The sequence below is a fragment of the Testudinibacter crocodili genome (genome assembly GCF_006228025.1).
Classification (GTDB): Bacteria; Pseudomonadota; Gammaproteobacteria; order Enterobacterales; family Pasteurellaceae; genus Chelonobacter.
Map to the genome: position 1 here is coordinate 14,579 of NZ_VDHF01000045.1, position 13,397 is coordinate 27,975.

Annotated in this window: 13 protein-coding genes and 1 CRISPR repeat array; of the genes, 5 read left to right on the forward strand and 8 right to left on the reverse strand. The window is 46.3% G+C overall.

The annotated features are described in order from the left end of the window. Window positions 1-26: 26 nt before the first annotated feature. The 6 genes from FHQ23_RS04975 to purM all read right to left on the reverse strand — a co-directional run bounded on the left by FHQ23_RS04975 (window position 27) and on the right by purM (window position 5,621). Window positions 27-896 (reverse strand): putative selenate ABC transporter substrate-binding protein, encoded by an 870-nt coding sequence (locus FHQ23_RS04975; RefSeq protein WP_139613333.1) that lies wholly within the window; start codon window positions 894-896, stop codon window positions 27-29. Window positions 897-1,035: 139 nt separating this feature from the next. Then, window positions 1,036-1,863: a bis(5'-nucleosyl)-tetraphosphatase (symmetrical) ApaH gene (gene apaH / locus FHQ23_RS04980; protein ID WP_139613334.1), complete on the reverse strand. Its 828-nt coding sequence runs from the start codon at window positions 1,861-1,863 to the stop codon at window positions 1,036-1,038. Between the two features lie 10 nt (window positions 1,864-1,873). Then, window positions 1,874-2,719 (reverse strand): 16S rRNA (adenine(1518)-N(6)/adenine(1519)-N(6))-dimethyltransferase RsmA, encoded by an 846-nt coding sequence (gene rsmA / locus FHQ23_RS04985; protein WP_139613335.1) that lies wholly within the window; start codon window positions 2,717-2,719, stop codon window positions 1,874-1,876. 105 nt (window positions 2,720-2,824) lie between these two features. Further along, window positions 2,825-3,778: a peptidylprolyl isomerase gene (locus FHQ23_RS04990; RefSeq protein ID WP_442805457.1), complete on the reverse strand. Its 954-nt coding sequence runs from the start codon at window positions 3,776-3,778 to the stop codon at window positions 2,825-2,827. A gap of 149 nt (window positions 3,779-3,927) precedes the next feature. Next, a complete protein-coding gene (purN, locus tag FHQ23_RS04995) occupies window positions 3,928-4,566 on the reverse strand; it encodes a phosphoribosylglycinamide formyltransferase (RefSeq protein ID WP_139613336.1) in 639 nt (212 codons plus the stop codon). A gap of 11 nt (window positions 4,567-4,577) precedes the next feature. Continuing rightward, window positions 4,578-5,621, reverse strand: coding sequence for a phosphoribosylformylglycinamidine cyclo-ligase (gene purM, locus FHQ23_RS05000; RefSeq protein WP_139613345.1), 1,044 nt, complete (start codon window positions 5,619-5,621; stop codon window positions 4,578-4,580). Between the two features lie 217 nt (window positions 5,622-5,838). Between purM and upp the strand changes: the two genes are divergently transcribed. From upp to hda, 3 genes are all read left to right on the forward strand, one after another. After that, on the forward strand, window positions 5,839-6,465 hold the full coding sequence (gene upp, locus FHQ23_RS05005; RefSeq protein WP_132965523.1) for a uracil phosphoribosyltransferase: 627 nt from the start codon (window positions 5,839-5,841) through the stop codon (window positions 6,463-6,465). 46 nt (window positions 6,466-6,511) lie between these two features. Beyond that, window positions 6,512-7,774 (forward strand): uracil-xanthine permease family protein, encoded by a 1,263-nt coding sequence (locus FHQ23_RS05010; RefSeq protein ID WP_139613337.1) that lies wholly within the window; start codon window positions 6,512-6,514, stop codon window positions 7,772-7,774. A gap of 83 nt (window positions 7,775-7,857) precedes the next feature. Next, the gene (hda, locus tag FHQ23_RS05015) at window positions 7,858-8,559 is read left to right on the forward strand and encodes a DnaA inactivator Hda (protein ID WP_442805458.1); all 702 of its coding nucleotides are present in this window, start codon (window positions 7,858-7,860) and stop codon (window positions 8,557-8,559) included. On the opposite strand, the gene arsC is transcribed toward hda, so the two are convergent. Further along, window positions 8,554-8,904, reverse strand: coding sequence for an arsenate reductase (glutaredoxin) (gene arsC, locus FHQ23_RS05020; protein ID WP_139613339.1), 351 nt, complete (start codon window positions 8,902-8,904; stop codon window positions 8,554-8,556). The two genes, hda and arsC, sit on opposite strands and share 6 nt — an antisense overlap. Window positions 8,905-9,062: 158 nt before the next feature. On the opposite strand from arsC, the gene FHQ23_RS05025 reads away from it, so the two are divergent. After that, a complete protein-coding gene (locus tag FHQ23_RS05025; RefSeq protein WP_139613340.1) occupies window positions 9,063-10,130 on the forward strand; it encodes an AI-2E family transporter in 1,068 nt (355 codons plus the stop codon). A 36-nt stretch (window positions 10,131-10,166) separates the two neighbouring features. Here the strand turns inward: FHQ23_RS05025 and bcp are convergent, their stop codons facing one another. Then, complete coding sequence (gene bcp, locus FHQ23_RS05030; protein ID WP_139613341.1) at window positions 10,167-10,634, reverse strand: thioredoxin-dependent thiol peroxidase; 468 nt, start codon at window positions 10,632-10,634, stop codon at window positions 10,167-10,169. Window positions 10,635-10,815: 181 nt separating this feature from the next. On the opposite strand from bcp, the gene dapA reads away from it, so the two are divergent. After that, window positions 10,816-11,715, forward strand: a complete 900-nt coding sequence (gene dapA, locus FHQ23_RS05035; protein ID WP_139613342.1) for a 4-hydroxy-tetrahydrodipicolinate synthase — start codon at window positions 10,816-10,818, stop codon at window positions 11,713-11,715. A gap of 159 nt (window positions 11,716-11,874) precedes the next feature. Beyond that, window positions 11,875-13,336: a CRISPR direct-repeat array (repeat unit 31 nt; unit sequence GTTTCAACTCACGCTCCTGCGAAGGAGCGAG). Window positions 13,337-13,397 lie beyond the last annotated feature (61 nt).

A 13,397-nucleotide genomic window follows, 5' to 3' on the forward strand; every position in this document is an offset into this window, starting at 1 on the left:
TCGCTATGCCATTATCCTAGCGAATATTATTTAATTAACTTTAATTCTTTCGCCACTTTCTCAATATCGTTGTAGTTGTCGTTATTGGTTGCGATAAATTTCTCCGCAGAAAGTAAATTCATCACCTCAGAACTTGCGCTATCGGCTTTTAATAATGCCACTTTCACTTTTTCTTTCGTGCCTTCACCAAATTTTTTATCGACTAAATTGATGGTCCAGTTATAATCGTAGTATTCAGACGTGGTGTAGAATAACACCACTTTGCTGCTATCTACTTTGCCCTCTTTCACCATTTTGTCCCAATACTGCTTGTTCACTGCACCAATTTGAACGCTACCTGCTTCCACTAAACCATAAGTTTTATCATGTGAACCGCTGTAAGTCGGTTGTGCGTCTAAATCTTTTTCCGGATTAATTCCTGCTTCCGTTAAAAAGAAACGTGGCATTAAGTGGCCGGATGTCGAACTTTCGCTGCCAAAAGCTAAAGTGTGACCTTTCACATCCTTGATGTCTTTCACATTTTCAAGTGCGGCTTGTTTAATAAACACCGATTGGAATTTTTCATCTTGCGGACGTTGTGCGATAGCTTCAGAACCTGCTACTCGCGCACGAGCCTGTACACCGGTTAAACCGCCGAACCAGACTAAATCAATTTCTCCACGACGAAACGCAGTCACTACCGCCGCATAATCCGTGACAGGGACATACTGCACTTCAAGCCCGGTTTCTTTGATTAAATAATCAGCAAAGCTGTCAAATGAACAGGTCATTTCCGTGGCGTTATAATCAGGAATCGCACTAATTTTAAAGGTGGTGTTGGCGAGCAACGTTGTCGGGTTAAGTAATACACTTAACGCCGTAAAACCCGTCACAAAACTTGCAAACAGTTTTTTCATATTTTCTCCAGATTTTGAAAGGTTGCTAAAATTGATTTAGCATTTTTAGATATTCATTTAGCAAAATGAACTTTGGAAAGATACGAGGTTTAAACTAAAAAAACAAGGGCTATTTTGTCATTGCTTGCTGACTTGCAATCTAAAATTGTTGATAATTTTTCACCGCTCTTTGATAAAAAAACTGCTGATCTTCCCAGCGTAGCATGGTCATATAATTGCCCCACACGCAGCCGGAATCGAGGGCGTAAATCCCTTGCGGCATCGGCTCCCCAACCAAACTCGCCCAATGTCCGAACAGAATCGACTGCTGACGATAGGTCGGATTATCCAACTCATACCAGGGAAATAGCGTCGCTGGCGCTTCTGCCAGCGTGGTTTTGCAGGCAAAATCCAAACGGTGATCGGCATAACAAAAACGCATACGAGTGAAGGCATTGATGATATAGCGCAGCCGTTCAATGCCTTTGAGCTGTTTGCTCCAGCGATCCGGTTGTTCGCCATACATCTCCTTGATCAACGTGCGATAGTCGCCCTGTTGCAGCACCGCCTCTACTTCCGCTGCACATTTTTTGGCACGGCGCAAACTCCAATCCGGGCTAATTCCGGCATGGCACATGATAAATCCATGCTTAGGATGTTGCCGCAGCAACGGCTGATGGCGCAACCAATCAATCAATTCATCAAAATCATCGGCAGCAAAAATTGCCTCCACCCGATCTTTTTTCTTGATCGATTTTAAGCCAAGTGCGGTAGCAATTAAATGAAGATCATGATTGCCCAATACCATTTTGGCACTATCACCTAGTTCTTTGACAAAACGCAAACATTCCAATGATTTATCGCCGCGTGCCACCAAATCACCGACCAGCCACAATTCATCCTGTTGCGGATCAAACCGCACTTTGTCTAATAACAGTTGCAGTTCGTCAAAACACCCCTGCAAATCGCCGACGATATAAGTTGCCATTAGCGCCCGCCTATTGGTTTTCGTTGCTGATTGGTGCCGATTCCGTTTGCGGCGGATTGTCCGTCAGCCAATTCGCCAAGCGTGCATAATCCGCAATCGACAAATTCTCGGCTCGCGCATTTTGATCAACCCCAAGTGCGGTCAGTTGTTCCAGACTGAACAAGGTCGAAAGCGCATTGCGCAAGGTTTTGCGGCGTTGATTAAAGGCTTGGCTACAGACACGGTTGAGCCAATACAGATCTTTTACCGGATGCGGCAAAGTGCGGTGCGGAATCAAACGCACCACCGCCGAGTCGACTTTCGGTGCCGGTTTAAAGGCGCTCGGCGGCACTTCCAACACCGGCATCACTTGGCAAAAATATTGCGCCATAATGGTCAACCGCCCGTAAGCTTTGCTGTTCGGAGCGGCGCACAGCCGCTTCACCACCTCTTTTTGCAACATAAAATGCATATCTTGAATGCTGTCGTAGTAGTTAAATAGGTGAAACATCAACGGGGTAGAAATATTATATGGTAAATTCCCGAATACCCGCACTTTCTGCCCCGCCTGTTCACACAGCTGACGGAAGTCGACTTGCATCGCATCTTGTTCAATCACGCTCAGTTTTTGATGTAAAAATGGATGATGACGTAAGCGTTCCGCCAGATCGCGATCCAGCTCGATGACGGTTAAGCGATCCAATTGTTCCGCCACCGGCTCGGTCAAGGCGCCCAAGCCCGGTCCGATTTCCACTAAGTATTGATCTTTTTGCGGATAAATCGCGGCAACAATCCCTTGGATCACGTGTTGATCATGCAAAAAATTCTGCCCGAAGCGTTTACGAGCGGTATGGCCTAAATGTTTTTTTGAATTCATAAATCGTTTGTCTGTTGATAAGAAAATGATGATTAAGTATAAAACAAAAATCCCGCTAAGTGCGGGATTTTCTCTCAATTTCTTTGACACTAAAGTGCGGTTAGATTAATTCAATATTTTAATCTGGGCACGTTTGCGCAGCCCACTAACCCAGTTTTTAGACTCTGCCTGAGCCTGCTTGTTGACAATCTGCTCGTAGGCTTTTTGGCGATAGAAATCATCGGTTTTATCACCCTTGCGGGTGTCGGTGACTTCTAAAATATGCCAACCGTATTCGGTTTTAAATGGCTGAGTAATTGTGCCTGTTTTGCTGCTTCTCACCATTTTGGCAAATTCCGGCACATAATTTTCCGGAAAGGCAAAACCCAAATCACCGCCTTTGTCACCGGAGAGATAGTCTTTGGAATTGGCTTTTGCTGCCGCTTCAAAGGTGGTTTTCTTCGCCAGAATATCAGCACGAATTTTACTTAATTCCGCTTTCGCTTTGGCGTCAGTCAGAATCGGGTTGGTTTTTAACAAAATATGCCGCACCCGATATTCCGGCGCAGTATGTTTTTTCACGGTGCCACGCTTTTCCGCCTGTTTTTGCAAATCACTGCCCAGTGTTTCCACTTGCTCACGAGTCACATCAATGCTTTTACCGATATTTTGCTGACGTACTTCGTTCATCAACAATTGGTGCGCAATTTGGTTGCGGTATTCATGATAATTCACGCCCTGATAATCCAGCACGTCCAGTAGCTGTCCCCAAGTCAGACCGTTGCTCTCGGCAACACTTTGAAAAACTTTATCGACCTGTGCACTGCTGATTCGAACCCCCGATTCCTGAATAGCCTGCTGCACCAAAATATCGTCGATAATCCCGTCCAAGGCTTTTTGACGATTAGCGGCGTTATCGGCTTTTCTACCCAACTCTTTTTTGACCTGACTAGCCAAAATTGGGTAACCATTCACTGTAGCAACGACCTTTTCCGCCGCACTCGTATGTAGGGGCATCAATATCGTGAACAATAATGCCAAACTAGAAATAAATTTACGATTAATACAAGTTAGTTTCATTGATACTTCCGTTTGTTTTAATTAAAGCCTAAAACCAAGATATATGCTTAGAGTTTAGTTTTGCAAAAAAATTCCAATTTCCGCAGATAATCTGCCACAATCGCTCAATTCTTCAGCAAATACCGAAAAACTGCTGTAACTTTGCACAATTAATCTGCTGCATAGCCATTTGCTGCTAACAGCTGCCCATCAAGATAAGCTTTTTCATCACGTAATTGCAGCCGTCCTTGTGCAAACCAGGCGACTACTAACGGATAAATCTGCACTTCCTGTGCTTTCACCCGTTCCATAACCTCATCGAGGCTGTCATCGGCAAAAACCGGCACTTTCGCTTGCAACACGATTGCACCGGCATCCACTGCTTCATTGACAAAATGCACCGTGGTGCCATGTTCGTCATCTCCGGCATCAATAGCCCGCTGATAGGTGTTCAATCCCGGGTATTTTGGCAACAGTGACGGGTGAATATTCAAAATTTTGCCGTTGAAACGCTGAATAAAAAGCGGTGTCAAAATTTTCATATAGCCCGCCAACACCACCAGATCGACCTGTTGCTGCTGCAAATAATCAGCAATCGCCACGTCCATGCTCTGATTATCGGTATAGGCTTCACGCAAAAAAGTGCGGTGTTCAATGCCGGCCTGCTGCGCCCGCTGTAAACCGTATGCTTGTGCGTTATTGCTGACTACGCTAACGATGCTACCCTTAATTCTGCCACTCGCACAAGCATCAATCAATGCCTGCAAATTACTGCCTTCACCGGAAATCAATACTGCAATTCTGATCATGCCGTTTTGCCTCACGCCGACATCACGACTTGTGCCGTTTCATCAGCGGCTAATGCTTCAATTTGACCGATCACCCAGGCTTTTTCTCCGGCTTGCCGCAACAACGCAAGTGCGGTTTCTACATCTTTTTGTGGCAGCGCAATCACCATGCCCACGCCACAGTTAAACGTGCGGTACATTTCATGACGTTCGATATTGCCTTGCTGTTGCAACCAGTTAAATACGGCTGGCCACTGCCAGCTACTTTCTTGAATATTAGCTTTGACATGTGCCGGCAACACACGCGGAATATTTTCCCAAAAGCCACCACCGGTTAAATGGGAAATAGCGTGCACATCAACATGTTTAATCAGCTGCAAGACCGATTTGACGTAAATCTTCGTTGGCGCCAGCAGGTATTCCGCCAACGGCTTGCCATCAACTAATTCGTTCGCAGCATCAGCGCCACTGACTTCTAACACTTTGCGAATCAGGGAATAACCGTTAGAGTGCGGTCCGCTTGACGCTAAGGCAATCAAGCTATCGCCAACTTTCACCTTACTGGCGTCAATAATTTCTTCTTTTTCCACCACACCAACACAGAATCCTGCCAAGTCGTAATCGCCTTGATGATACATACCCGGCATTTCAGCGGTTTCACCACCGACCAACGCACAGCCCGACTGTTCACAGCCGTCGGCAATACCTTTAATCACATCCGCCGCTACATCAACATCCAATTTGCCGGTGGCATAATAATCGAGAAAGAACAGCGGTTCTGCGCCCTGTACCACCAAATCATTGACACACATCGCCACCAAATCGATGCCAATAGTATCGTGTTTGTTCAAATCAATCGCCAAGCGTAATTTGGTGCCGACCCCGTCGGTGCCTGAAACCAAAATCGGCTCTTTATATTTGCTCGGAATCGCACACAACGCACCAAAACCGCCAAGTCCGCCCATCACTTCTGGGCGACGAGTACGCTTTACATCCTCTTTGATTCTGCCAACCAAGTCATTTCCCGCATTAATATCCACACCGGCGTCTTTATAACTTAATGAGTTTTTTTCCACGATACATTCCTGTTTAAATTGATGACAAAAGGCATATTCAGCAGCGTTCAGTAGTCGTATGTAACGCTTGTAAGCGGTCATAATTGTAGCATGCCTGCCTATTTTTTGGCGATAGCTAATTTAGCGCCGATTGATGTTTGCTCTCAATGCATAAAAAACTGTTAATTCGCCGCTCTATCTATTAGAATTTATCGGATCTAACCTCAAGGAGCCCAAAATGAAACTTGTCCAAGTAAAACATCCTCTTATCAAACATAAATTAGGCTTGATGCGTGCCGCAGAAATCAACACCAAAGATTTTCGTGAATTGGCAACTGAAGTCGGCAGCCTATTAACCTATGAAGCCACTGCAGATTTAGAAACGGAAAATGTGATTATCGACGGTTGGAACGGGCCGGTCGAAGTTGAACGCATCAAAGGCAAAAAAGTGACGGTAGTGCCTATTTTACGTGCCGGACTGGGCATGATGGACGGCGTGTTGGAACATATTCCTAGTGCCAGAATCAGTGTAGTCGGGATGTATCGTAACGAAGAGACGTTAGAGCCGGTGCCGTACTTTCAAAAACTGGCAGGCGATCTGGAAGAACGCTTGGCAATCGTGGTCGATCCGATGTTGGCAACCGGTGGCTCGATGGTAGCGACAATTGATTTGTTGAAACAAAAAGGCTGCCAACAAATTAAAGTTTTGGTGCTAGTCGCTGCACCGGAAGGAATTGCCGCACTGGAAAAAGCTCATCCTGATGTCGAACTTTATACTGCTTCAGTGGACGATCATCTAAACGAACAAGGTTATATTATTCCTGGGCTAGGTGATGCAGGGGATAAAATTTTCGGCACAAAATAATCGTCTTAACCGCACTTTATGATGACTTTAGCACGGGAAACTTATCATGCAAAATACCATTCCGCACGGCGATGAGCTGCCGGCTCAGAGCCTGCCAAAACAAGCATTTGTCGGGCTACAAATGTTGTTTGTCGCCTTCGGCGCCTTAGTTTTAGTACCGTTAATTGTGGGATTAGACAGCAATACCGCACTTTTAACCGCCGGAGTCGGCACATTGCTGTTCCAACTCTGCACCCGCCGCCAAGTTCCTATTTTCCTCGCTTCTTCTTTCGCTTTCATCGCCCCGATGCAATACGGCATCGCCACTTGGGGGCTTTCAGTCACCATGGGCGGCTTGATGTTCGCCGGTCTGGTGTATATTGCACTCAGCGGCTTGGTCAAACTCAAAGGTGCCGGCATTTTACAGCGGGTCTTTCCACCCGTTGTGGTTGGTCCAATTATCATTATTATCGGCATGGGATTAGCGCCACTGGCGGTGAATATGGCGATTGGCAAAGGCGGCGACGGTTCGCAACTTTACCCATATCAACAAGCAATTCTAGTATCAATGGTGACTTTGGTCACAACGTTAGTGGTGGCGGTATTCGCCAAAGGGCTGATGAAATTGATTCCGATTATGCTGGGCATCACCGTTGGTTATATTTTAGCGCTGTGTTTAGGTTTGGTTGATTTCACGCCGATTCAACAAGCAGCCTGGTTTAGTGTGCCGACACTCACCACGCCAGAGTTTAAACTGGAAGCGATTTTATACTTATTGCCCATCGCCATTGCGCCGGCAATTGAACACGTTGGCGGCATTATGGCGATCAGTTCGGTCACAGGCAAAGACTTCTTGAAACAACCGGGATTGCACCGCACTTTGCTTGGTGATGGCATCGCCACCTCTGCGGCGTCTTTCTTGGGCGGTCCGCCCAACACCACTTATGCCGAAGTGACCGGTGCGGTGATGCTAACTCGTAATTTCAATCCGAAAATCATGACTTGGGCAGCTTGTTGGGCAATCGCAATTTCATTTTGTGGCAAAGTCGGCGCTTTTTTGGCGACAATTCCAACCGTTGTGATGGGCGGAATTATGATGTTGGTGTTCGGTTCAATTGCAGTGGTTGGCATGAGTACGCTGATTAAAGCACAAGTCAATGTGTCTGAACCCAGAAATCTGTGCATCATCTCGGTGGTGCTGACCTTTGGAATCGGCGGTATGATGCTAAATGTCGGAGAAGTCTCTTTAAAAGGCATCAGCTTGTGTGCTATCGTGGCTGTGATTATGAATTTGGTGTTGCCAAAAACCAAAGAAGACACCATCAACTAAAATGACATCAATGGCGGCGTAACCCGTTTGCGCCGCTGGCCATAGCGATAAGATAACGGACAGCAATGACAGCAGGTAATGTTTTGACCTCACCAATTCAACTGACCTTACCCATTCAACAAGCCGATGATTTGACGCTGCAAAACTTCTGTGGCGAAAACAATCCGATGCTGTTGGATTCGCTGTTGCATGCTCTACAAAAACCTCGGCAATCCTTTTTCTATGTCTATGGCGAAAAGGGATGTGGCAAAAGCCATCTACTAAAAGCCTGTTGTCACTTACTGTTTGATCGTGGCGGTCATGCCAGTTTTATCCCACTGGAACAAGCCAGCCTATTCTCTCCGGACGTTCTAGACAATCTGGAAACCCAAGATCTAGTCTGTATTGACGATCTACAAACCATTGCCGGACAGCTCAAATGGGAAACCGCACTTTTTGATTTGTATAATCGGATTAAAGAGCAAGGCAACACGATTCTAATCTTAAGTGCCAACTCATCGCCACGCCACCTGCCAGTGCAATTGAATGATCTGCGCTCCCGTTTGAGTTGGGGCGAAACCCATAAACTGCAACCACTGAACGAGCAACAAAAATTAACAGCCCTGCAACAACGCGCTTATCAACGCGGTTTGGAACTACCGGACGAAGTTGGACTGTTTTTGTTAAAACGGCTTGAACGCGACAGCAAAAGCTTATTCGATACTTTACAAAAACTCGATCAAGCCTCGCTGCAAGCGCAACGCAAACTCACCATCCCTTTTGTGAAGCACAGCCTACAGTTATAAAATGTCCAGAATCCGTTCTAATGGTCGTGCGATTCTGGCATGATCGCCGTTGATCACAATCGGACGCTCCAGCAACGCCGGATTCTCAACCATTACTTGCAACAACTCTGTTTGGCTCAACTCGCTATTTGCCAAGCCTAAAGTGCGGTACAACTCATCATTAACCCGCATCATTTCACGCACATCCGCTACACCCAGCTGCTGTGCTAACTGTTGCAATTCCGCCAGTGAATACCTTTTTTGTAAATACAGTTCAATCTCGATTTCCTGTCCTTGATTCTCTAAAAATGTCAATGTGTCACGGCTTTTAGAACAACGTGGATTATGCAAAATTTTAACGCTCATACTTCCCTCTCAAATAGAATAATTTCCTGTTCCAAACTAGTTTTAATCTTTCATAAAGTCAATAACTTGTTATAATCAAAAAATCGCATTTAATTGAACAATATAGCCAAGCGATTAGCCCTAACGATAAAAAATCAAATCAAACAGGAAAGCAATTTATGTGGGAAATGTTTCAAAAATGGTACAGACGGCGTTTTAGTGATCCGCAAGCGCTGGGGTTATTCGCCATTCTTCTTTTCATCTTTGTCGCCATCTATTTTTTCAGCGATATTATTGCGCCACTGTTGATTGCGCTCGTTTTGGCTTATTTGCTGGAAGCGCCGATCAGGCTTTTATCAAACAAGCTCAAATTACCACGCCCGGTTTCTGTCAGCATTTCGTTACTGTTGTTTGCAGCCAGTATTATCTTTATTCTGGTGGTACTACTGCCACGTTTATGGACGCAAACCATCTCCTTAGCGCAAGATTTACCGGCGATGATCAATCAGCTACATCATTGGCTGCTGACGCTGCCGGAACATTATCCGGGGCTGATCGACTACCCGATGCTCGATTCGCTGTTCAGCAACCTGCGCACCAAACTACTGGCATTTGGCGAGTCGGCACTGCGTTACTCGCTGTCCTCGTTGCTCAGTTTGGTGACCATCGGAATTTATGCCTTTTTAGTGCCACTGATGGTGTTCTTTTTGGTAAAAGACAAACAAGTCTTGATTGAAGGTGTACTACGTTTTATGCCACGCAACCGCACTTTGGCTTCGCAAGTCTGGCGTGAAATGCAAACCCAAATCTCCAACTACATTCGTGGCAAATTTCTTGAGATTATTGTTGTCGGCGCTATCACCTATGTGCTGTTGCTATTTTTCGATTTGCGCTATCCGCTACTGTTGGCATTCGGTGTTGGTTTATCGGTGTTGGTGCCTTACGTTGGCGCGGTGTTAATCACCATCCCGATTATGCTAGTAGCACTGGTACAGTTTGGGATCAGCCCAACCTTCTGGTACCTGATGTTGAGTTACATCATCATTCAGATTCTGGACGGCAACCTGCTGGTACCGATTTTGTTCTCTGAAGCCGTCAATTTACACCCACTGATCATCATCTTAGCCGTATTGATCTTTGGCGGTTTGTGGGGCTTCTGGGGTGTATTTTTTGCTATTCCGTTGGCAACATTGGTGAAAGCCGTGGTTAATGCTTGGCCATCGAATGACGACATCGAACAAGCATAATATGGTATCAAGTGCGGTTTCAAACCGCACTTGATGCTAGCGCGCTAAATAATCCAGCACCAGTTGAGCATGATCTTTGGTTTTAAATTGATCGAACACTTGCTCAATCACACCGTTTTCATCAATCAAAAAACTGATCCGATGGATCCCGTCATAAGTACGTCCCATAAATTTTTTCTCACCCCACACCCCAAATTGCTCAGCAACTTGATGATCAGGATCGGACAGCAAGGTAAAATTCAGTGCTTTTTTCTCAACAAAATTGTGTAATTTCGTGGGTAAATCCGGACTAATTCCCAAAATTACCACGCCTAACTGTGCCAATTCTACTTTACTGTCACGCAGATCACAGGCTTGCGTAGTGCAGCCCGGCGTCAACGCTTTCGGGTAAAAATAGACCAGCACTTTACGCCCCCGAAAATCAGATAGCCTCACGCTCTCCCCAACTTGATTCAACAGGCTGAACTCTGGTGCCAACGCACCGCACTTTAAGATCGATAACATCCTTTCTCCTCATTTTTTCCATTTTATGTTGTTCAAATTTATCACTAAAGCACACTTTTTTCACTTTTTTTGATTTATATGCAGGAAAATAGAAAAAGCACTTGCAAACTGTCGTCATTTTGGCAATCTAAGTTAAAATTTTCATCAATAAAACCAACAAAAAATCTACAGGAGAAGTTTTATGTCGGCCAGCAACCCTCTATTTTCAGGCAGTATCGTTGCCTTAGTCACCCCAATGGATAGTGCCGGAGAAGTCAATTACAGCGAATTGGAAGCCCTTGTCAATTTCCATATCGAAGCGGGAACCGATGCTATCGTTTCCGTCGGCACCACCGGTGAATCCGCCACACTCAGCATTGATGAAAATGTAAAGGTTATTCTGAAGACCGTCGAGTACGCCGCTGGACGCATTCCAATTATTGCCGGCGCCGGCGCCAACGCCACCAGTGAAGCGATTGTCATGACCAAACTGCTGCATGGCAGCGGTGTCGCCGGCTGCCTGTCAGTGGTGCCTTACTACAACAAACCAACCCAAGAAGGCATGTTCCAACACTTTAAAGCAATTGCCGAAAGCACCGACCTGCCGCAAATTCTGTACAACGTACCGGGACGCACCGGTAGTGACCTGAAACCGGAAACCGTCGCCCGTTTAGCAAAAATCCCAAACATCGTCGGCATCAAAGAAGCCACCGGTGATGTCAGCCGAGTAACAACTATCAAAGCACTGGCAGGAGAAGATTTTATCGTGCTGAGCGGCGATGACGCCACCGGTTTAGAAGCGATGAAAGCCGGCGGCGAAGGCGTGATCTCCGTCACCAACAACGTTGCCGCCGCCGATATGGCAAAAATGTGCCACTTCGCCCTCAACGGTGATTTTGCCCAAGCCGATGAAATCAACAACCGCTTAATGCCACTGCACAAAGACTTATTTGTTGAATCCAACCCGATTCCAGTCAAATGGGCATGTTACAAAATCGGCTTAATCAGCAACCCATTCCTGCGCCTACCACTGACCGTATTGAGCGAACAAGCCCAACCGATCGTGACTGCTGCGCTACAAAGCGCTGGATTGCTGAAATAAGTATTGCCCCAGTTTCTATTTAGGAATCGAAAATAATCTGCATCTCAAGAGTTCGCATATTTTACCAACGAACTGAGATGCAGATTTTAAATATCACATTGTTTTAAATAACAACCACTTATATTGTATAATATTTCTCTACCTCTTTGATAAGTTGAATTTTCAACTCACGTTCCTACGAAGAAGCGAGGTGTACGAAGGCTACATCCACGACCACCTCGCCGGCGGTTTCAACTCACGCTCCTGCGAAGGAGCGAGTAGTGTTCCGGTGTCGGAATCGCTTTTTGCACGTCTGTTTCAACTCACGCTCCTGCGAAGGAGCGAGTATAGATATGACCAGCCATCGAGACGAGATCGGCGTTTCAACTCACGCTCCTGCGAAGGAGCGAGTTTTGTATTTTTCAATAAGCACATAATCATGTGAGTTTCAACTCACGCTCCTGCGAAGGAGCGAGACACGCCAATCATCTATATTGGCAATTAATACTTGTTTCAACTCACGCTCCTGCGAAGGAGCGAGATCCGTATCTTTCCACGGTAAAAACCGTGCTAGTGTTTCAACTCACGCTCCTGCGAAGGAGCGAGCTGCATTACCGACATAGCTCATCATTTATCACTCGTTTCAACTCACGCTCCTGCGAAGGAGCGAGCTTTAAAACCCTTTAACTCAAAGCCCGCTTGGCTCGTTTCAACTCACGCTCCTGCGAAGGAGCGAGATTGTTTGGATTGCTATATTCAACTTCAACGGCTGTTTCAACTCACGCTCCTGCGAAGGAGCGAGTCCCCTTGGCAAACTTAATAAATTTGGATTTAATGTTTCAACTCACGCTCCTGCGAAGGAGCGAGACCCCAGAGAGTGAGACCGCAGCAAAAGAGATAGTTTCAACTCACGCTCCTGCGAAGGAGCGAGTCTACTTCATATTCGTAAACCGCATGATCAACTGTTTCAACTCACGCTCCTGCGAAGGAGCGAGCGATCCGTTTGAAAGTACGGTTGAAATTAAGCTAGTTTCAACTCACGCTCCTGCGAAGGAGCGAGCAATCATAAACTTCTTTTTGTTGGGAGTGATACAGTTTCAACTCACGCTCCTGCGAAGGAGCGAGGTGAAATCTGGTTCGTTCATCCGTTGCACCTATTGTTTCAACTCACGCTCCTGCGAAGGAGCGAGAGAAGCACGCAACAGATCCGCCCAGCTTTTAGCCGTTTCAACTCACGCTCCTGCGAAGGAGCGAACGCAATAATACCCACGGCTTTCTAACTCCCCTGTTTCAACTCACGCTCCTGCGAAGGAGCGAGTCACGCCGGATCAGTGTATCGGCGGATGCAATCTGTTTCAACTCACGCTCCTGCGAAGGAGCGAGGTGCTGCTCAGGTGTCAATGTCTCCACACCAAGGTTTCAACTCACGCTCCTGCGAAGGAGCGAGTGGTGTTGATACAGGCTTGAACCCATTCCAACTAGTTTCAACTCACGCTCCTGCGAAGGAGCGAGAAGGCTCAATTCCAAACTATATGCAAGAAATGAAGTTTCAACTCACGCTCCTGCGAAGGAGCGAGACTTTCACGGGCTTCCTTAACGCTTTTTTGCGCGGTTTCAACTCACGCTCCTGCGAAGGAGCGAGTACACCGACAAGCCGCGAGTTTCACGGAGCAGTGGTTTCAACTCACGCTCCTGCGAAGGAG